The sequence below is a fragment of the Nocardioides sp. NPDC051685 genome (assembly GCF_044453405.1).
Taxonomy (GTDB): domain Bacteria; phylum Actinomycetota; class Actinomycetes; order Propionibacteriales; family Nocardioidaceae; genus Nocardioides.
Genome location: NZ_JBITCR010000010.1, coordinates 1 through 20,037 on the forward strand (window position 1 = coordinate 1; position 20,037 = coordinate 20,037).

Genomic DNA, 20,037 nt, shown 5'->3' on the forward strand with positions numbered 1-20,037 from the left:
TGGTGACTGACCTTCGACAAGCCAGAAACCTAGGACGGGAGCGGCGTGCGGCCGTTCAGGCGCGAGCAGGAACCCATGGAAGCGTCACAAGAGCCAAAATTTCTCGGCGGATCCCGGTGTCAAGGATCGCCGAAGGCGACCGGCGAAGCCGGCGGCCGCAGGCCGTCCTTTACTCCGGGATCCGTTGAGAACACCCTCCCATAACGGGTCGGCGGCAAACACCAACCACAAAACACGGCACCCGACAGACCGGAAGCCGAGTCCTACCGCCGAGTCAACACCCGCTGCGCCACCACGAACACCAGCACCAGCACCCCGATCGTGATCCGCGTCCACCACGACGACAGCGTGCCGTCGAACGAGATGAACGTCTGGATCGTGCCGAGCACGAGCACACCGAGCAGGGAGCCGATCACGAACCCACGACCGCCGGTGAGCAACGTGCCGCCGATGACCACGGCGGCGATCGCGTCGAGCTCCATCCCGACCGCGTGCAGCGAGTAGCCCGAGAGCGTGTAGAGCGCGAACAGCAGTCCGCCGAGCGCCGCACAGAGCCCGCTGATCGCGTACACCCCGACCTTGGTCGCCGCCACCGGCAACCCCATCAGCAGCGCCGACGGCTCGCTGCCGCCGAGCGCGTAGACGGTGCGTCCGAAGCGCGTCGAAGAGAGGACGTACGCAGCCACCGCGACGACCACCAGCGCGAAGACCGCCGTCCACCCGAGGTAGTAGCCACCGGGCAGCGTGATCGAGCCGAAGGCGATCGCCGAGAACGTCTCGTCCTTGATCGGGATCGAGTCGACGCTGATCAGGTAGCACAGCCCGCGGGCCAGGAACATGCCCGCCAGGGTGGCGATGAACGGCTGGATGTCGAAGTAGTGGATCAGCAGCCCCATCGCGGTGCCCAGCAATGACCCTGCCAGGAGCACGACCGCGATCACCGCGACCACCGGCCAGCCGAGCTCGAGCGTCCTGGCCGCGATCAGCGTCGAGAGGGCGACGTTGGAGCCGACCGAGAGGTCGATGCCACCGGTGAGGATCACGAACGTCATCCCCACCGCCAGGACGATCAGGAAGGCGTTGTCGAGCAGCAGCGTCAGGAAGACCTGCGGGTCGGCGAATCCCTCGTAGCGGATCCCGCCGACACCGAACATGCCGATGAACAGTGCGAACGTGCCGAGCACGGGTAGGTAGCGCCGCGGCGGGCTGAACCGCGCAGCACGAGCGAGGAGGCCTTCCTCCGGAACAGTGATACTCATGCGACCGCCTCCTCGCGGCTCGGGCCGGTCGGCGTGCGGTCGCCGCGCCGTTGCAGCACCGCCCGCGCCGTCGGCGACTGCAGCAGGCACACGATCACCACGACCAGCGCCTTGAACAGATAGTTGGCCTCGGCCGGGATGCCGATGTTGGGGATGGTCCGGGTCAGAGTTGCGATCAGCATCGCCCCGACCAGGGTGCCGGTCAGCGAGAAGCGGCCGCCGGCCAGCGACGTACCTCCGATGACGACGGCCAGGATGGCGTCCAGCTCGATCCACAGCCCGAGGCTGTTGGCGTTCACCGAATGGGTGTTGGCGGCGATGATCAGGCCGGCCGTCCCGGCACACAGCGCCGCGAAGACGTAGACGGTCCAGATGATCGTGCGGGAGCGTACGCCGGCCAGCCGGCTCGCCTCCGGGTTGATCCCGACCGACTCGATGAGCAGGCCGAGCGCGGTGCGGCGTACGACGATCTGGGTGGCCGCGAAGACACCTAGCGCGATCAGCGCCGCCACCGGGAGGGTGAGCAGGTGACCCGAGGCCAGCGCGGCGAAGGTGTCGTTGTTGACCGTGGTGATCTGGCCGCCGGTCACCAGCATCGCGATCCCCCGGCCGGCGACCATCAGGACCAGTGTGGCAATGATCGGCTGGATGCCGACCACCGCGACCAGGAAGCCGTTCCACAACCCGAGCGCGACACTGACGGCGAGTGCCATCGAGATCGCGATGACGGCCGTGCCGGCGGCGCCGTCGGCAGGGCTCTTGACGATGTAGACACAGGCGACCGCGCCCGCGATCGCCGCCACCGCCCCTACCGAGAGATCGATCCCGCGGGTCGCGATGACCAGCGTCATCCCGATCGCGACCAGCAGCACCGGGGCGCCGTTGCGCACGATGTCGACGAGGCTGCCGAAGAGGTGACCGTCCTGGATGCGTACGTTGAAGAACGTCGGTGTCGCGATCAGGTTGACCACCAGCAGCGCGCCGAGCGCGGCCAGCGGCCAGAACAGGTGGTGGGCCATCGCGCGGGCCCTGAACGTCTTGCCCGTTCTGACTGTCTCAGGCATCTGCCCGCTCCTTCTCGGCCAGGCCGCCGGGTTCGCCGGTGATGATCTCGAGTACGTCGTTGACGTCGATGCCCCGGTTGGGCCGCTCGGCGATCTTGCGGCGGTCCTTGAGAACCACCAGCCGATGGCTCAGCCGCAGCACTTCCTCGAGCTCGGCGGAGATGAACACCACGCTCATCCCCTTCTCGGCAAGGTCGGCGACGAGCTGCTGGATCTGGGTCTTGGCACCGATGTCGATGCCACGGGTGGGCTCGTCGAGAAGGAGTACGTCCGGCTCCGTGATCAGCCAGCGCGCCAGCAGGACCTTCTGCTGATTGCCACCGGACAGGCTTCGCATCGGCAGACTCGCGTCGGCGGGCCGGATGTCGAGAGCGGTCATGAACTCCTCGACCAGCTTCTCGCGTGTGGCCGTCGGGATCGGCCGCAGCCAGCCACGGCTGGCCTGCAGGCCGAGCAGCATGTTGTCCGCCACCGAGAGCTCCTCGAAGACGCCCTCGGCCTTGCGGTCCTCGCTGCAGAAGGCGAGCTTGCGGTCGATCGCGTGCCGGGGGCTCCGCAGCCTCCGGCGGCTCGAGCCCCTGACCATGAGCTCGCCGGTGTCGGGGGCGTCGGCGCCGAAGAGCAGCCGGGCCAGCTCCGTACGCCCCGAGCCGAGCAGGCCGGCGATACCGACCACCTCGCCGGGGAAGAGAGTGAGATCGGTGGCCTCCAGGCTCCCCTTCCGGCCGAGCCCGACGGCGCTGAGCACCGGGAGGCGCTGCTCGACGGCAGCTTCCTCGGTGGCCTCGTGCGCGGCGTGGTCGAGGCGGTCGAGGACCTGGAGGTCGCGGCCGATCATCAGCTGCACCAGCTGGAGCTGAGTGGTGTCCTTGACCAGCCTCTCGCCCACCAGGCGGCCGTTGCGCAGGATCGTCATCCGGTCGGAGATCTCGAAGATCTGGTCGAGGAAGTGGGACACGAAGACGATCGCGGTGCCCTGCGCGCGCAGCCTGCGCATCACCTCGAAGAGCCTTGCCACCTCGTCGGCGTCGAGGCTCGAGGTGGGCTCGTCGAGGATGAGCACGCGGGCGTCCGTGTCGACCGCACGCGCGATCGCGACCAGCTGCTGCACGGCGATCGGGTGGCTGCCGAGCTCGGAGCCGGGGTCGACGTCGATGCCGAGGCTCTGCAGCGAGCCGGCGGCGCGACGGTTCATCTCCCGACGGTCGATCCGGCCGAGGCGGCGCGGCTCGCGGCCGAGGAGCATGTTCTCGGCCACGGTGAGGTTGGGCACCAGGTTGACCTCCTGGTAGACCGTGCTGATCCCGGCGTGCTGCGCGGCGGCGGGGGTGGCGAAGTGGGTCTCGACGCCGTCGATCTCCACCCGGCCGGAGTCGATCGTGTAAACCCCGGTCAGGGCCTTGATCAGCGTCGACTTCCCTGCCCCGTTCTCCCCCATGAGCGCGTGCACCTCCCCCGGCAGCAGACGGAGCGACACGTCGTCGAGCGCCCTCACCGCCCCGAAGGTGATGGAGACGTGCTGCATCTCCACCACGGGTGGCGGGCTCGGATCCGTATGGCGCATGTGGTGCTGGCTCCTAGTGGTCTGGGTGGGTCTTGGGCGGCGGGCGGGACGGGCTGTTGACCGAGGTAACTCGCCGGGCGCGCGCTTCCTTCGTGGAGTTCCCCGAAGGAAGCGACGCCTCGCCGAGCTACCTCGGTCAGCGGCAGCCTCAGTACTTCCGGTCGGGCAGCGCCTCAGCGGCCTGCTCCGGGGTGAAGGTGGTCTCCTCGGTGACGATGCGGTCGGGGACCTCCTCACCGGCGACGACCTTCTCGGCGACGTCCATCAGCTGCGGTCCGAGCAGCGGGCTGCACTCGACGATGTAGTTGATCTCGCCGGCGGCCAGCGCAGTCATGCCGTCCTTGACCGCGTCGACGGTGATGATCTTGATGTCGGTGCCGGGCTTCTTGCCGGCCGCCTTGATCGCCTCGATCGCACCCAGGCCCATGTCGTCGTTGTGGGCGTAGACGACGTCGATCTTCGGGTTGGACTGCAGGAAGGCCTCCATGACCTGCTTGCCGCCGTCACGGGTGAAGTCGCCGGTCTGGGACGCGGTGATCTTGATCTTGGAGTCGTCCGAGATCACGCTCTCGAACCCCTTCTTGCGGTCGATCGCGGGCGCCGATCCGGTGGTGCCCTGCAGCTCGACGACGTTCACCGCACCGTCCTTGTCGACGTCGGAGGCGTCGGCGTTGTCGACCAGCCACTGCCCTGCCTTCTCGCCCTCCTTGACGAAGTCGGAGCCGATGAAGGTGACGTAGAGCGAGGTGTCCTCGGTGTCCACGGCCCGGTCGGTCAGCACGACGGGAATCTTGGCGCGCTTGGCCTCCTGGAGCACCGCGTCCCAGCCGGTCTCGACGACCGGGCTGAACGCGATGACGTCCACCTTCTGCTGGATGTAGGACCGGATCGACTTGATCTGGTTCTCCTGCTTCTGCTGCGCGTCGGAGAACTTCAGGTCGATGCCGGCCTCCTTCGCCGACTCCTGGATCGAGGTGCTGTTGGCGGTGCGCCATCCGCTCTCGGCACCGACCTGGGCGAAGCCCATCGTGATCGAGCCATCGTCGGCGGCCTCGCTGCCGCCGCACGCGCTGAGAGACATCCCTCCCATGGCGAGCGCGCACATGGCGATGAGGGTCTTCTTCACTGTGGTCCTCCAGTTTCGTCACCGCGGCGGCCGCTGTGACCGTCGTCACGATTGGATCAGTGTGAGCGCTAACATCCGCGCGGTCAAGCGGAATCGACAGATCCATCCGAATCGGCAGCAGGTCGTCCGGAACTCCCCCTAGTGTGTCGACCATGACGCTCACCCTGACCCCGGAGCAGGCGCGCCGGATCGCGGTCCGCGCCCAGCTCCTCGACGCGCGGAGGCCGGTCTCGCTGGTGGCGACCGTCGACCAGCTCACGCTTCTGCAGATCGACCCGACCAGGGCGATCGCGCCGAGCGCGGATCTGGTGGCGTGGTCGCGGTTGGGGGATGCGTACGACCATTCGGATCTGACCTTCGCCCTCGAGCAGGAGCGCTCGCTGGTGGAGTTCTCCAGCTTCATCGTGCCCATGGACGAGATCGAGACCGTCCTCGCCCTCTCCCCCGGCCGGATCCACCCCACCGCCGTCGAGTGGGTGGAGGCCAACAGCAGATTCCGTACGCAGATCCTGGATCGTCTGCGAGTCGACGGCCCGCTCGTGGCCGGCGAGATCGAGGACACCTCGCAGGTGCCCTGGGCCTCGACCGGCTGGACCAACGACAAGAACGTCCTGCGCATGATCGAGCTGCTCAACCGGATGGGCGAGGTCGCCGTAGCGGGGCGGCGCGGCAAGCTGCGCACGTGGGACCTCGCCGAGCGCATCTACCCGTCCGACCTGCTCCTGCCCTCGCCGGAGGAGGCGCTGAAGGTCGAGACGGTGCGCCGGCTGGCGTCGCTCGGGATCGCCCGTCCGGGACGGAAGGACTCCTCGGGCGGGGAGGTGCTCGGCGCCGGGGACGCCGGCGTCCCGTGCACCGTGGCCGGCGTCGACGGTGAGTGGCGGGTCGACCCCGAGGCGCTGGCCGCCCTCGAGGACGAGTTCGCGCCGCGTACCGCTCTGCTCTCGCCCTTCGACCGCCTCGTCTACGACCGCGACCGGGCACTGGACCTGTTCGGGTTCGAATACGTCCTGGAGATGTACAAGCCGGCGGCCAAGCGGCGATGGGGCTACTTCGCCCTTCCGATCCTGCACGGGGAGCGGCTGGTCGGGAAGCTCGACGCCAAGGTGGACCACAAGAAGGCGCTGCTGAACGTCTTCGCCGTCCATGAGGACTTCGGCTGGACGGCGGAGATCGGGGACGCGGTGGAGGCCGAGATCGAGGCGCTGGCCGGGTGGCTGGGCGTCGAGATCGTCCGCCACTGACAGACCCCGAAATCTGGGCAACCGATCCGAATCGCTCTTCTCCGCCCCCTCGCGCAGGCCTACTGTGAGGGCGAAGGGGTCGGAAATCGATCAAAGGAGACGATCCGGATGGCAACGCTCAACCCCTACATCAGCTTCAAGACCGAGGCCGCCGAGGCGCTCGAGTTCTACCGGTCGGTGCTCGGTGGCACCGTCGAGACGATGACCTTCGACTCCATGGGTGACGCGATGGGTCCGGTGCCGCCCGAGGCGAAGGACCTGGTCATGCACGGCTCGCTCACCCTCGACGACGGCCTCGTCCTGATGGCGGCCGACACACCTCCAGGGATGGACTACGTCGCCCCCAGCGCCGGTGTCACCGTCGCGATGACCAGCGCCGACCCCGCCGACCAACCGCGGTTCGCGGACTACTACGCGAAGCTCTCCGAGGGTGGCACACCCGGGATGCCGTTCGCGCAGGCACCGTGGGGCGACTACTTCGGCCAGTTCGACGACAAGTTCGGCGTGAGCTGGATGTTCGACGTCGCCAGCCCGGAGTCGGCCGGCGCCTGAACGCATTCGCCCCGCACGTTCCCGCCACGGCGGGAACGTGCGGGGCTGGCGCGAGCCGTCAGGCGAAGAAGCTCCGCAGGTCGGACGCGATGTCGTCGGGGCGCTCCAGGGCGGCGAAGTGGCCGCCCTCGGGGAACTCCGACCAGTGCTGGATGTTGGCGTTGTCCCGCTCGGCCAGCGACCTGATGGTCTGGAAGTCGTCCTTGAAGACGGCGACCCCGATCCGGCCCTGGGAGACCTCCGGCTCGCGCTCGGCGTGGCCCTCCTCGTAGTGGTAGCGCGCGGCCGAGGCGTAGGAGTTGGTGAGCCAGTAGTAGGTCGCCTGCTCGATGACCTGCTCGGGGGTGACCAGCGAGGTGCCGTTGCCGAAGGACTCGAAGAGCTCGCTGTAGGCCAGCGTCCCGACCGGTGAATCGGCCAGCGCCGCACCGATCGTCTGCGGGCGGGAGCCGTTCATGGCGTTGTAGCCGCCGACCGACTGGAACCACTGCATGTGCTCCAGCGCTGCGTACTCCTTCGGCCCGAAGCCCTCGAACTCGCTCGGGTCACCGGACGGGAACGAGAAGAGCTGCAGCACGTGCGCGCCGAGGAATCCCTCCGGGTTCAGGATCGCCAGCTCGCGGCCGACCATCGCCCCGCCGTCGCTGCCGTGCACCCCGTAGGAGTCGTAGCCGAGCCGGCGCATGAGGACGTCGTACGCCTCGGCCACCCGCCGCATCGTCCACCCCGTGTCGACCACCGGCGTCGAGAGCCCGAAGCCCGGCATCTCCGGGATCACCAGGTGGAACTCCTCCGTCAGGGAGTCGATCATCGAGAGGAACTCCAGGAACGAGCCCGGGTAGGTGTGGGCGAGCAGGAGCGCCTTGGCGTCCGGGTTCGAGGAGCGTACGTGGACGAAGTGGATGACCTGGCCGTCGATCTCGCTCAGGTGGTTGGGCACCGCGTTGATGCGCTCCTCGACCGCCCGCCAGTCGAAGCCCTTCCAGCGCTCGACCATGTCGGCGAGGTAGGCCGTCGGGGTGCCGTAGTCCCAGGAGTCACCAGGCACGGTCGGGGCGAACCGGGTGCGGTCCAGACGGGCGCGGAGGTCGTCGAGATCGGCCTGCGGGAACTCGACGGTGACGGTGCTGATCTCAGCCTTGATTCCGGTGTTGACCTGCGTGTTCATGACTTCTCCTTGGTGGTTTCCGACCTTGTGAGACCCACGTTAGGAAGGGTTCCGGCAAGCCTGATTCCGCAATTTCGCTGGCCCGCGAATTTCTTTTGGCGCAGTCTGAGTCCGTGCTGGAAACCTCTGCGCGACTCCTCGCGCTCCTCGGTCTGCTGCAGTCCTCGGCCGGCTGGACCGGCACCGACCTCGCCACCCGTCTCGACGTCTCCGAGCGCACCGTGCGCAACGACATGACCAAGCTCCGCGAGCTCGGCTACCCGGTGGAGTCGGTGCGCGGCCCCGGTGGGCGCTACCGGCTCGGCGCCGGCGGCAACCTCCCGCCGCTGCTCCTCGACGACGAGGAGGCGGTCGCGGTGGCCGTGGGGCTCCGCGCCGCCACCGGCATCGCCGGCGTGGCCGAGACCAGTGCCCGGGCGCTCGCCAAGCTCGACCAGGTCCTCCCCGACCATCTGCGCCGCAAGCTGGCCGCGGTGGTCGACGCCATGGAGGCCGGCCCGGTCAACACCGACAGCAACGTTCCCGACCCCGACGTCGACGCCGGCACGCTGCAGGCCCTGGCGACCGCGATCCGCGACGGCCAGGGCATACGCGCCGACTACCGCGACGAGCCGATCGAGGTCGAGCCCTACCGGCTGATCTCCTGGCAGCGCCGCTGGTATCTCGTCGCCCGCGACCCGCGCGCCGACACCTGGCTGCCGCTGCGCGTCGACTGGCTACGCCTCAAGGTCCCCGGCGGCCGCCCGTTCCGCCCGGTGGACCCGCCCGCATTCAATGGGCAGAGCGACCTCACCGAGTTCGTCGTACGCGAGGTCGCCCGCACCGGCTGGGCCGTCCACGCCCGCCTGGTCATCGCCGCCCCCGCCGACGAGGTCATCGCCCGCATCAACCCCGCGGTCGGCACCGTCGAGCCGATCGGCCCCGACCGCAGCGTCCTGATCACCGGCGGCGACAGCCTCGAGGTCGTCGCCGTCTGGATCGGCATGCTCGGCCTCGACTTCACCGTCGAGTCACCCCCGGAGCTCCGCGACCACCTCGAGATCCTCGCGAAGCGCTACGCGGCCGCCACCACCCTGCCGGAATGACGCCATGCTGATCGCGGAGGACCTCGTGCTGCTCATGCTCGAGGACTTCAGTGGGCGCCCCGTCGGCGGGCTCGACCTGGGGACACTCGACATCCTGGCGGGCGGGGCGCTGGTGTCCGAGCTGGCGCTCTCCGGCGCGGTCCACCTGGTCGTGGAGCCTGTCGGGCGCACCGTGGAGGTGCACCCGACAGGAGTCCGCGTCCCCGCGGATCCCTACCTCCAACGCTCCCTCGTGCTCGCCGGCGGGCGAGCCCGCCCGGCTCCCCTGATCAGGAGCTGCGGCATCCAGATGTTCAAGCATCTCGCCGACCGCCTCGTGCACCGCGGCCTGCTGCGTCGGGAGACGGAGCGGCGCTACCTCATCACCCGGACCGTCTGGCCCGCCACCGAGATCAGCTACAAACAGGACGTACGCCACCACCTCACCGCCGCGCTGTTCCACGGCGCCCAGCCGAGCCGACGGACGGCGACGTTGATCGGCCTCATCGCCGCCGTCGACCAGGTCGAGCTGTTCTTTCCCGCCGCGACCGTATCCCTGACCGAGGTCAGACGCCGCGCGGATCACATCGCTGGGGGCGACTGGGCCGCGGCCACCGTACGCGGGATCTGCCGAGCCTCTCGCAGGCGAGGTGACGGGTTCGGTGGCGGCGACGGTGGCGGCGACGGGGGCGGCTTCTTCGGTGGAGATGGCGGGGGTGGCGGAGGCGGAGACGGTGGAGGCGGTTGATGTTCGCTCCGCCCGAACCTCGCCAGGTGGTGCCAGACCCGTCCGGATCGAGGCGCTGTCAGCCCACCGCCCGTGCGGGCGGCGCTCAGCCGTGCACGGCTTCGACGAACGCGCCGACGAGCGGGTGGACCGGGGCACCGGCGAGGGCACCGATGTGGGGCTGGAACATGCTGGTGACGTAGAACGGGTGGTCCGGGAACTCCAGGACCTCCGCACCGGCGTCGTCCGCGGTGGCACCGACGACGACACCGATCTTCTCCAGCGCGGCCACGGCCTCGGCGGTCGGGGCGTAGTTGCAGAAGTGCATGCCGACGAACGCCTCCGGTTGCCACCCGGCGAACCGGGTGCCGGGGAGGGGCGTCACCAGCCGCTCCTCGCCGTAGAGCGAGCAGGCGAGCGCGGTGACCGCGTTGTCGTCACCCGCGCCGTCGGACTCGGCGTGGGTCGCCGTGGAGCCGAGTACGTTGCGGGTCCACTCCAGCACGGCGTACTGCATCCCACCGCACACCCCGAGGAACGGGATCCCCCGCTCCCGCACCACGGCGAGGGCAGCCATCACCGCGGCATCGGAGGCGTAGGGCGAGCCGGGAACCAACCAGACCCCGTCGTAGGTTGCGATCTCGAACCCCAAGTCGGTCGGCACCCACTCCGTCTCGACCCCGAGCTCGGCCAGCTGCGGCCGAAGCGCGTTGAGTTCTTGATGGCTGCGGTGTCCCCGGTCGTCGCCGAGCAGCGCAACGACTCGGGTCATGGCTTGATGCCGAGGCGGTCGAGCTCCTCGTCGACGATCGCGGTGTCCAGCTTCTGGAAGACCGGAGTGGGCTTCGCGACCGGGGTGCCGACGACGATCGCGTGACGCTCCCAGGTCGGCGCGCCGGCGTAGTCGCCGGTGATGATCGGGTAGGGCTTGCCGGTGTCGAGGTCCTCGACCTCCTCGATGCGAGGCATCGGGGCCACCTCACCCTTGCCGCCGAGGGCCTTGTCGATCTCGTTGGCGGAGAACGGCAGGAACGGCGACAGGATCAGGTTGAGGTCGGCGACGCACTGCGCCATCACGTGCAGCACGGTGCCGAGGCGCTCACGGTCCTCGGGGGCCTTGGCGAGCTTCCACGGCTCGAGGTCGGTGACGTACTTGTTGACCTCGCCGACCGCGCGCATCGCCTCGCCGATCGCCTGCTTCTGCCGGTGGCGGCCGATCAGGTCGCCGACCGTGGCGAACGCACCACCGACGGTGTCTAGGATCGCCTGGTCCGCCTCCGTCAGCGGCCCGGCAGCGGGGAGCTCGCCGAAGTTCTTCGCGATCAGGGTGGCAGTGCGGTTGACCAGGTTGCCCCAGCCGGCGACGAGCTCGTCGTTCGTACGCCGCACGAACTCGGCCCAGGTGAAGTCGGAGTCGTTCGACTCGGGGCCGGCGGCGGCCACGAAGTAGCGGAACGCGTCGGGCTGGTAGCGCGAGAGGAGATCGCGCACGTAGATCACGATCTTCTTCGAGGAGGAGAACTTCTTGCCCTCCATCGTCAGGTATTCGCTGGAGACGACCTCGGTGGGCAGGTTGAGGGTGTCGTACGCCCCCGGCTCGCCGCCCTTCGACCCCTGACCGTTGTAGGCGATCAGCTCGGCCGGCCAGATCTGGGAGTGGAAGACGATGTTGTCCTTGCCCATGAAGTAGTAGGAGAGCGCTTCAGGGTCGTTCCACCAGGCCCGCCAGGCCTCGGGGTCGCCGGAGCGCCGGGCCCACTCGATCGAGGCGGACAGATAGCCGATGACGGCGTCGAACCAGACGTACATCCGCTTGGTCGGGTTCTCGCGCCAGCCGTCGAGCGGGACCTTGATGCCCCAGTCGATGTCACGCGTCATCGCGCGCGGACGGATCTCCTTGAGGATGTTCTGGCTGAACCGGATGACGTTGGGACGCCACAGGCCGGTCTGCTCACGCTCGTCGAGGAAGGCGTGCAGGGCATCGGCCAGCGCGGGCAGGTCGAGGAAGAAGTGCTGGGTCTCGACGAACTCCGGGGTCTCGCCGTTGATCTTGGAGACCGGGTTGATCAGCTGGTCCGGGTCGAGCTGGTTGCCGCAGTTGTCGCACTGGTCACCCCGGGCCCCGTCGTACCCACAGATCGGGCAGGTGCCCTCGATGTAGCGGTCCGGCAGGGTCCGGCCGGTCGACGGCGAGATCGCGCCCTTGGAGGTCTGCTCGACGAAGTAGCCGTTGTTGTAGACCCCGAGGAACAGCTCCTGCACCACCGAGTGGTGGTTGGCCGAGGTGGTGCGGGTGTAGAGGTCGTACGTCAGGCCGAGCGAGGTCAGGTCCTCGACGATGATCCGGTGGTTCTTGTCGACGAGCTCCTGGGGAGTCACGCCGGCCTCGTCGGCGGCGATCAGGATCGGGGTGCCGTGCTCGTCGGAGCCGGAGACCATGAGCACGTCGTGACCCGTCATCCGCATGTACCGACTGAAGACGTCGGAGGGCACGCCGAAACCGGCCACATGGCCGATGTGGCGCGGGCCGTTCGCGTACGGCCAGGCGACTGCGGACAGAACGTTGCTCATGGGCAGCATCCTAGTGAGCAGATGCCAGAGGTTTTATTCGACGGGCCAGCAGTCGCCGACACCTCAGTTGAACATCTGGTCCCGCTTGTAGGCGTACTTCCGGATCCACGGCAGCCACTTGGCGAGCTGGGCGCCCGGGCAGGAGGTCTCGTTGGTGTGGAAGTGGCCGTCGATGACCCAGACCTTCACCCGCCGGCCCGCCGGGAACCGGTCGCTTCCCTGGGAGATCGTCTCGAGCGTGCCGCGCTCGTCGCGGCCGGCCATGTCGAGCTTCCAGGCCGCCATCCGCTCGGTCTTGATGAGGGCGTCGTCGGAGGGGCGTACGTTCTCGAAGTTGCCGATCAGGGCGATGCCCATCGACTGGTGGTTGAAGCCGCGCGTGTGGGCGCCCTTGACGAGCCGGTCGATGCCGCCCGAGCGACCCTCCCAGGCGCGGCCATACTTGTCGATGAGGAAGTTGTAGGCGATGTCGAACCACCCCAGTGACCTGGTGTGATAGCTGTAGATGCCGCGGATGATCCCCGGCACGTCGCCCTTGGAGTAGTTGTTGCTCGTCGCGGTGTGGTGGATGTGGACCTGCTTGAGCGAGGAGTTGTACTCCGGGCGCCCGTTGCGCCAGGAGTTGTTGGCACCCCACTGCGCCCGGGTGAAGATCGTCGGCTTGGGCGCCCACCGCGGACGCGACCGCGCGACCCGGCCGTTGGCGGCGCTGCCGTCGGAAGCACTGCCGTAGCCGAGGTCGCCGTCCTCCTTCTTCGGAGCCTTGACGTCCTCCTGCGGCCCGGTGTTGATCAGGGTCAGCTTCAGGTCCTTGGGCTGCGCACCCGTGACCCGCACCTGTACGCCGCTGGCCCGGCCGGTCCACACCGGCTGGGTGCCCCGGCGCTCGACCTTGCCGCGGGCGGCGAACGCCTCCTCGGCTCCGTCGGGCAGGTCCTCCTGCAGGGGCAGCGCCTGCCACTCGCGCCACGTGTCCGACTTGCTCACCCGCAGCTCGACCTCGGGAGTCTCCGGCCCGGACCAGGAGACCCCGACCATCGAGAAGGTCGTCGTCCGCAGCCTCTCCGTCGCGGCCGCACCGCCCGACCGCTCGGTCAGCCTCGGCGGCAGCTTCACGTCACGGGTGGCGATGCCGTCCTCGAGACGCGGCAGCTTGATCAGCTGGTCGTCCTGGGCGGCCGCCGGATCCATCGACGACCCGATGGCAGGAACGAGCATCGACGCGCCGAGAACGACAGCGGTCAGGGTCACGGTGATGACGCGGGGGAAGCGGGCCATACCCTTGATTTTGGAGAACCAAGGGCCCGACATGCCGCAAACCCCTGTGTTCGGTGTGTCGCTTGGGACCTCTGTGACTACTGAGACCGTGCTCGCTTCAGGAGCTCACGACGAACGGCACCGGCCGTCCGGCGTACGCAGCCAGGTGCTCGTAAGCACCCGACCCCTCCGGCGCCGCGAGCGCGTTGGCGAAGGCCCGCCCCTTGCGCTCCGGCCCGAGGATGCGGTCCATGGCGACGACCGCCCGCTGGGCGACCGCCTCGTCGAGGCCGTCGGTCGGCCGGTCGAGAGAGACCGCCAGGTCCCAGGTGTGGACCGCGATCTCGGCCGACTGCCAGTCGGGGTCGACCATCACCATGTCGTCGGGGCCGACCTCGCGCCACAGGTTGATCAGCGCATTGCCCCGGGTGCGCAGCTCCTCGCCGAGGTTGACCGCGTAGTCCTCGCGGCCGTCCCATCCCGGCGGCGAGCCCTGGAGCATCGTCACGAAGACCCGGGGCTGGGCGATCATGTGGTTGGCGAGCTTGCGCAGGTCCCACTCCGGACACGGTGTCGGCCGGGTCAGGTCGTCCGCCGTGACGGTGTCGAGAAGCTCTGCTGCCTGCGTCAGTGCTCGCTGCAGCGCGAACACTCCCATCTGGTCAACCACCCGACCATGGTCTCAGGCGAGCCTGCGTCCCGCGAAAGCAGCCAGCAGCTCGTAGGGCCCGGCACCCTCCGGCGCCGCCACCTCGGGGTCGAACGCATCCATGCGCATCTCCGGCTTCAGGGTCGCCGTCATGAAGTCCAGCGCGACCTCGGCCACCTCCGGATCGAGCTCGGAGGAGGGGACGCCGAGCGCCTTCGCGAGGTCCCAGGAGTGGGTGGCGTACTCGGCGACGAGCAGGCCGACGGGCACCGCCGCGCCGCCCTCCCGACGGGTCGCGCCGGGCCCCTGGTCCCAGGCGTGGAGCACGTCGTCGGCACCGACCTTGAACGTCGGCCCCCAGCTCTCGCTGACGTGCGGCGCCGGCGCGCCCCAGTCGGCTTCCCCGCCGCGCAACATCGTGACGAACCTGGTCGCGTCGGCGATCACGTGGTCCGCCAGCGCGCCGACGTCCCACTGCTCGCACGGCGTCGGCCGCGTCACGGTCTCGGCGTGCACCCGGTCGAGCAGGTCGCCGGTCTGGTCCAGCGCCCGCGAGAGAATTCCTGCCTCGTCTGTCGTAGTCACCCTGTCAACGTACGACTGCTCGACCTCCGCGTCACCGCTTATCTGTCAGCTGAAGTCGAGGTCGTGGACCCGGGCGCGCTTGAGCTCGTAGACGTAGGGGTAGGCGGTGATCAGCTGGAACCCGTCCCAGAGCTTGCCGGCCTCCTCGCCCTTGGGCGCCTTGGAGATGACCGGGCCGAAGAAGGCCGAGCCGTTCATCGCGATCGTCGGGGTGCCGACGTCGTTGCCGACCTGGTCCATACCCTCGTGGTGGGACTTCGCGATGGCCTCGTCGAACCCGGAGTCGTCCATCGCGTCGGCCAGCTCGACGGGGAGCCCGACGGAGGCCAGCGCCTCCTCGATCAGCGCCCGGTCGAAGTCGCGGCCCTCGACGTGACGACGGGTGCCGAGCGCGGTGTAGAGCTCGGCGAGCTTCTCCTGGCCGTACTCGTTCTGCACCGCCATGCAGACCCGCACCGGGCCCCAGGCGGTGGAGAGGAAGTCGCGGTACTCCTGCGGGATGTCCTTGTCCTGGTTGAGGTAGGCCAGGCTCATGATGTGCCAGGTCACCTCGACGTCGCGCACCTTCTCCACCTCGAGGATCCAGCGTGAGGTGATCCAGGCGAACGGACAGGCAGGGTCGAACCAGAAGTCGGCGGAGGTCTTCTCGGACGGCGCAGCGGGAGTGGTCTGTGTCATATAGACACCGAACCACTCCCGCCGCGGATCTGTTCCTGCCGTCAGCTGACGGTGGTGAAGGCACCCCCGCTGGCCCAGTAGGCGACCTCGTCGCCGCTGTAGGCGGCAGTGACGGCGTACTCGCCCTCGGGGAGCTTGACGAACGTGACGCCGGCCGCTCCTCCGCTGAGCGTCTTGGTGACCGTACGCCCGCCGTTGGTCGTGATCTTGACCGTCCCGGTCGGCAGGTAGCCGGGGGCGGTGACCTCGACGGCCACCTCCGCCTGTCCGGAGCCGCCGGTCGCGGTGACCTTGACGCTCGGCTTGACCCGGACCCGGCCGCTGGGGCCGTACGTCTTGGTCAGCGTCTCGCCGCTGCTGGACCGGGCCACCACGGTGACGCTGAGGCGGTGGCCGACGTCGGCCTCCGTCGGGTGGTACTTCTCGGTCGTCGCACCGGAGATCGGCGTCTCTTCACGCGTCCACTGGTAGGAGAGGTCGACCGCTTCGCTGAAGCTGCCCGGGTCGACCTGCATGAGGCCGCCGAGACGGGTGCCGCCCTTCACGAAGCCGGCCACGGTCTGGCCCAGCGTGCCGCTCGGCGGCTCCGCCGGCTGCTGCGGAGCCTTCCCGCCGCCGACCAGCGTGTCGGCGAAGGCGTAGGACCCCTTCGACCGGTAGCCCTCCTGGACACCGACGACGACCGCGCCGATCCTCTTCCCGGAGGCCGATGCGGGCACCTTCAGGAAGCGGGACTTGGTGCGCGTGATCAGCGTCTTGTCGGCGTACCACCTGACCTCGCCGATCTTGGCCGACGGCTCGTAGTCCGCTCCGCCGACCGAGATCGTGGAGCCGACCTTCTGGGTGCCGGTGATCGTCGGCTGCTTCAGCACCTTGAACTCACCCTGCTTGATCGGCGGCAGGATCTCGCTCATCGTCTTGGCCTGGCTGTAGTCCCGGCGGGTGCCGGTGAGCACGGCCGCGATCTGCTTGCCGGCGAGGTGACCGGGGATGCGGAAGGTCTTGTTGGTCGCACCCGGGATCGGCTTCTTGTCGACGATCCACTGGTAGCGGATCTTGTTCGGGTTCGGGCTCCACGAGCCGGTGTTGACCGTGACCGCCTTGCCGACCTGCGCGGTCCCTTCGACCGTGGGCCGCTTGGTGACCGAGAGGCGCTGGTCGTTGAAGTGGATGAACCCGGTCGGGTAGTTCACCGATCCCTTGCCGATCCGGCGCCAGCTGATGTCGCTGCCGTAGTTGGACTCCGAGATCGTGATCGAGTCCGAGTCGACCCGCTCGACGATCGCGACGTGCCCGAAACGGCTCGCGCTCGGGTGCGAGGAGTGCCACCAGGCGACGGAGCCGACCGTGGGCGTCCGGTTCGTCAAGCTGCTCAGCGCAACACCCCAGTTGGTCGCGTTGCCCTCGCCCGACCACGGGCGGGAGTTCGGCAGGCCGGTCTGGATCAGCCTGTACGCGACGTAGTTGGTGCAGTTCCGGCCGGCGTACATCCGCCAGTACATGCTCCCCCAGGCGCTCTCGTAGCCACCGGTGGAGTAGCCCTTGCTGCGGCAGTCCGAGAATCCGGAGCAGAGCGTGATCGAGCCCGCGTGCGCCGGTGATGCCAACTCAGGGGTTGCTTGTACACCGAGGCCGACGAGCAGCAGAACCGCGCCATTGACCAAGGTCCGGCGCAGCGCCCCGCCGGGCTTCCCCACCCGGCGCGACTCCTGTGAATACTGGTGTTTCTGTGACTTGAGGGGCACAAGAGCACCCTAGAGAAAGTTGTCAACCATTGATACCGGTGTGTCGGAATTACAACACTGTATTTTTACCTTTCACGCTCAGTGAGACCCAAGAACAGGCAACAAGCGCGTTATTGATGTCTCGAAATCCGGGCAGAGTGAGAGGATCCAGCCATGCCTGGAACCAATCTGACGCGCGCCGAAGCCACCGCTAGGGCCGCACTCCTCGACGTCCTCTCGTACGACATCGATCTCGACCTCACCACGGGCCCCGAGACCTTCGCCTCGACGACGACGATCACCTTCACCTCCACCGAGGCCGGCGCCTCGACCTTCGCCGACCTCGTCGACGCGACCGTCCACGAGATCACCCTCAACGGCGTCGCGCTCGACCCCGCGGTTGCGTACCAGGACTCCCGGATCCAGCTCGACGGCCTCGCGGCCGAGAACGTGCTGGTCGTGAAGGCCGACTGCACCTACTCCCACACCGGCGAGGGCCTGCACCGCTTCGTCGACCCCGCCGACGACCGCGTCTACCTCTACTCCCAGTTCGAGGTCCCCGACGCCCGCCGTGTCTACACCACCTTCGAGCAGCCCGACCTCAAGTCCGTCTTCACCTTCCACGTGACCGCCCCCGAGGGCTGGAAGGTCGTCTCCAACGCCGTCACGCCCGAGCCGAAGCCCCTCGGCGACGGACGCGCGACCTGGGACTTCGAGCCCACCAAGAAGATGTCGACCTACATAACCGCGCTCATCGCCGGTGAGTACCACGAGGTCCAGGACCTCTACGAGGGCAAGTTCGGCACGATCCCGCTGGGCCACTACTGCCGCCAGTCGCTGGTCCCCTACCTCGACCGCGACGAGGTCGTGAAGATCACCAAGCAGGGCTTCGAGTTCTTCGAGGACGCCTTCGACTTCCCCTACCCGTTCGGGAAGTACGACCAGCTCTACGTGCCGGAATACAACATGGGCGCGATGGAGAACGCCGGCGCCATCACGCTGCGTGACGAATACCTGCCGCGCTCCAAGCAGCCGCGCTCCTTCTACGACTTCCGCGCCTCCGTGATCCTCCACGAGATGGCCCACATGTGGTTCGGCGACCTGGTCACCATGAAGTGGTGGGACGACCTGTGGCTCAACGAGTCCTTCGCCGAGTGGGCCTGCTACCACGCCCAGGCCAACGCGACCGAGTTCACCGACGCCTGGACCGGCTTCACCAACGCCCGCAAGCAGACCGGCTACCGCCAGGACCAGCTGCCCACCACCCACCCGATCGCCGCGGACAACTACGACCTGCAGGCCGTCGAGGTCAACTTCGACATGATCACCTACGCCAAGGGCGCCTCCGTCCTGAAGCAGCTCGTGGCGTGGGTCGGGCTGGAGCCTTTCCTGGAGGGCCTGAAGGCCTACTTCAAGGAGTTCGCCTACGGGAACTCCGAGTTCAAGGACCTGCTGCGCCACCTCGAAGCCGCCTCCGGGCGTGAGCTCCAGGGCTGGGCCCAGGAGTGGCTGCAGACCGCCGGCGTGAACACCCTCGCGCCGTCGTTCGAGCTCGCCGAGGACGGCTCCTACGCCTCCTTCGCCGTGCGTCAGTCGGCCGCCGCCGACTACCCCACGCTCCGCCGCCACCGCATCGGCCTCGGTCTCTACGACCTGGTCGACGGCGCGCTCGTGCGTCGCGACGCGTTCGAGATCGACGTCACCGGTGAGCTGACCCCGGTCCCGCAGCTGGAGGGCGTCAAGCAGCCCGACCTGCTGCTCCTGAACGAGGGCGACCTGACGTACGCCAAGATCCGGCTCGACGAGCGTTCGCTGGCCACCGCGCTGTCCTCGCTGTCGGTGCTGGACGACTCGCTCTCGCGCGCGCTGATCTGGGGTGCGGCCTGGGACATGACCCGCGACGCGGAGATGCGGGCGAGCGACTTCGTCGAGCTCGTGCTCGCCAACATCGGCCAGGAGACCGACTCCTGGGGCGTCACCCGGATCCCGGTCTTCGCCGCCCAGGCGGTCAACTCGTTCTCGGCCCCGGCCAACCGCGACGCCCTCAAGGCGCGCTGGGAGAGCGGGCTCAAGAGCCTGCTGGAGGGCGCCGCCCCGAGCAGCGACCACCAGCTGACATTCGCCCGGACGTACGCCGCGGCAGCCCGCTCCGAGGCCGCGATCGCCGACCTCCAGGCGCTGCTCTCCGGCGACCTGGCCTTCGACGGTCTCGACATCGACCAGGACCTGCGCTGGGCGCTGGTCACCGGCCTGGCCGCCTCGGGCACCTTCGGCGAGACCGAGATCGACGCCGAGCTCGAGCGCGACAACACCATCTCCGGCCAGGAGAAGGCAGCCGCCGCCCGCGCCGCGCAGCCCACCGCCGAGGCCAAGGCCGCGGCCTGGGACTCGGTCGTCGTCCGCACCGACGTCGCCAACGAGACCGCTCGTTCGATCGTGCTCTCGTTCCAGCGCAGCGGGCAGGACGAGGTCCTGACGCCCTACATCGACCGCTACTTCGAGGCCGCCGACACCCTCTGGGACCACCTCGGCACCCACCGCGCCTCGACGGTGCTGGAGTTCATCTTCCCCAAGCCGGCCGCCTCCCCCGAGCTCCTGGAGAAGGCCGACAAGTGGCTCGAGACCTCCCCCGCCGAGCCGGCCGCCAAGCGGTACGTCCGTGAGGGACGTGACGAGGTCGCCCGCGCCCTCGCCGCTCAGGAGCGCGACGCGCAGTAGCCCGATCGCCGAGTCGGGGGGGGGGGGGCCCCCCCCACCCCCCCCGGGGGGGGGGGGGGGGGGGGGGGCGCGCGGGGGCGGGGCCAG

At 68.8% G+C, this 20,037-nt stretch carries 17 protein-coding genes; 5 read left to right on the forward strand and 12 right to left on the reverse strand.

Translation table 11 applies throughout. The features are described 5' to 3' along the window. Positions 1-263 precede the first annotated feature (263 nt). The 4 genes from yjfF to ACIA03_RS23560 all read right to left on the reverse strand — a co-directional run bounded on the left by yjfF (position 264) and on the right by ACIA03_RS23560 (position 5,013). Positions 264-1,259: a galactofuranose ABC transporter, permease protein YjfF gene (gene yjfF / locus ACIA03_RS23545; RefSeq protein ID WP_396987045.1), complete on the reverse strand. Its 996-nt coding sequence runs from the start codon at positions 1,257-1,259 to the stop codon at positions 264-266. After that, entirely contained in the window at positions 1,256-2,323 is a 1,068-nt protein-coding gene (locus ACIA03_RS23550) for an ABC transporter permease (protein WP_396987047.1), read from the reverse strand. The genes yjfF and ACIA03_RS23550 overlap by 4 nt, the downstream gene beginning before the upstream one ends. After that, positions 2,316-3,887: a sugar ABC transporter ATP-binding protein gene (locus ACIA03_RS23555; protein WP_396987049.1), complete on the reverse strand. Its 1,572-nt coding sequence runs from the start codon at positions 3,885-3,887 to the stop codon at positions 2,316-2,318. The genes ACIA03_RS23550 and ACIA03_RS23555 overlap by 8 nt, the downstream gene beginning before the upstream one ends. Positions 3,888-4,035: 148 nt before the next feature. Next, a complete protein-coding gene (locus tag ACIA03_RS23560) occupies positions 4,036-5,013 on the reverse strand; it encodes an ABC transporter substrate-binding protein (protein ID WP_396987051.1) in 978 nt (325 codons plus the stop codon). A 152-nt stretch (positions 5,014-5,165) separates the two neighbouring features. On the opposite strand from ACIA03_RS23560, the gene ACIA03_RS23565 reads away from it, so the two are divergent. Both ACIA03_RS23565 and ACIA03_RS23570 read left to right on the forward strand, forming a co-directional pair. Continuing rightward, positions 5,166-6,257: a DNA glycosylase AlkZ-like family protein gene (locus tag ACIA03_RS23565; protein ID WP_396987053.1), complete on the forward strand. Its 1,092-nt coding sequence runs from the start codon at positions 5,166-5,168 to the stop codon at positions 6,255-6,257. 108 nt (positions 6,258-6,365) lie between these two features. After that, positions 6,366-6,809, forward strand: coding sequence for a VOC family protein (locus ACIA03_RS23570; protein WP_396987055.1), 444 nt, complete (start codon positions 6,366-6,368; stop codon positions 6,807-6,809). A gap of 58 nt (positions 6,810-6,867) precedes the next feature. Here ACIA03_RS23570 and ACIA03_RS23575 read toward each other — a convergent pair whose 3' ends face one another. After that, entirely contained in the window at positions 6,868-7,977 is a 1,110-nt protein-coding gene (locus ACIA03_RS23575; RefSeq protein ID WP_396987057.1) for an epoxide hydrolase family protein, read from the reverse strand. Between the two features lie 113 nt (positions 7,978-8,090). Between ACIA03_RS23575 and ACIA03_RS23580 the strand changes: the two genes are divergently transcribed. Together ACIA03_RS23580 and ACIA03_RS23585 are read left to right on the forward strand one after the other, a co-directional pair. After that, positions 8,091-9,062: a helix-turn-helix transcriptional regulator gene (locus tag ACIA03_RS23580; protein WP_396987059.1), complete on the forward strand. Its 972-nt coding sequence runs from the start codon at positions 8,091-8,093 to the stop codon at positions 9,060-9,062. A gap of 4 nt (positions 9,063-9,066) precedes the next feature. Continuing rightward, on the forward strand, positions 9,067-9,789 hold the full coding sequence (locus ACIA03_RS23585) for a GPP34 family phosphoprotein (protein ID WP_396987060.1): 723 nt from the start codon (positions 9,067-9,069) through the stop codon (positions 9,787-9,789). An 85-nt stretch (positions 9,790-9,874) separates the two neighbouring features. Here ACIA03_RS23585 and ACIA03_RS23590 read toward each other — a convergent pair whose 3' ends face one another. The 7 genes from ACIA03_RS23590 to ACIA03_RS23620 all read right to left on the reverse strand — a co-directional run bounded on the left by ACIA03_RS23590 (position 9,875) and on the right by ACIA03_RS23620 (position 17,205). Beyond that, positions 9,875-10,540 (reverse strand): CTP synthase, encoded by a 666-nt coding sequence (locus ACIA03_RS23590; RefSeq protein WP_396987062.1) that lies wholly within the window; start codon positions 10,538-10,540, stop codon positions 9,875-9,877. Further along, entirely contained in the window at positions 10,537-12,339 is a 1,803-nt protein-coding gene (gene metG, locus ACIA03_RS23595) for a methionine--tRNA ligase (protein ID WP_396987064.1), read from the reverse strand. Before metG ends, ACIA03_RS23590 begins: the two co-directional genes overlap by 4 nt. A 63-nt stretch (positions 12,340-12,402) precedes the next feature. Beyond that, a complete protein-coding gene (locus tag ACIA03_RS23600) occupies positions 12,403-13,617 on the reverse strand; it encodes a peptidoglycan recognition protein (protein ID WP_396987066.1) in 1,215 nt (404 codons plus the stop codon). A 97-nt stretch (positions 13,618-13,714) separates the two neighbouring features. Continuing rightward, positions 13,715-14,266, reverse strand: coding sequence for a maleylpyruvate isomerase family mycothiol-dependent enzyme (locus ACIA03_RS23605; RefSeq protein WP_396987068.1), 552 nt, complete (start codon positions 14,264-14,266; stop codon positions 13,715-13,717). 12 nt (positions 14,267-14,278) lie between these two features. Further along, positions 14,279-14,830, reverse strand: a complete 552-nt coding sequence (locus tag ACIA03_RS23610; protein ID WP_396987070.1) for a TIGR03086 family metal-binding protein — start codon at positions 14,828-14,830, stop codon at positions 14,279-14,281. A 45-nt stretch (positions 14,831-14,875) separates the two neighbouring features. After that, entirely contained in the window at positions 14,876-15,508 is a 633-nt protein-coding gene (locus ACIA03_RS23615) for a DsbA family protein (protein WP_396987072.1), read from the reverse strand. 41 nt (positions 15,509-15,549) lie between these two features. Continuing rightward, complete coding sequence (locus ACIA03_RS23620; protein ID WP_396987074.1) at positions 15,550-17,205, reverse strand: CHAP domain-containing protein; 1,656 nt, start codon at positions 17,203-17,205, stop codon at positions 15,550-15,552. A 201-nt stretch (positions 17,206-17,406) separates the two neighbouring features. Between ACIA03_RS23620 and pepN the strand changes: the two genes are divergently transcribed. Continuing rightward, on the forward strand, positions 17,407-19,950 hold the full coding sequence (pepN, locus tag ACIA03_RS23625) for an aminopeptidase N (RefSeq protein WP_396987076.1): 2,544 nt from the start codon (positions 17,407-17,409) through the stop codon (positions 19,948-19,950). Positions 19,951-20,037: the final 87 nt, after the last annotated feature.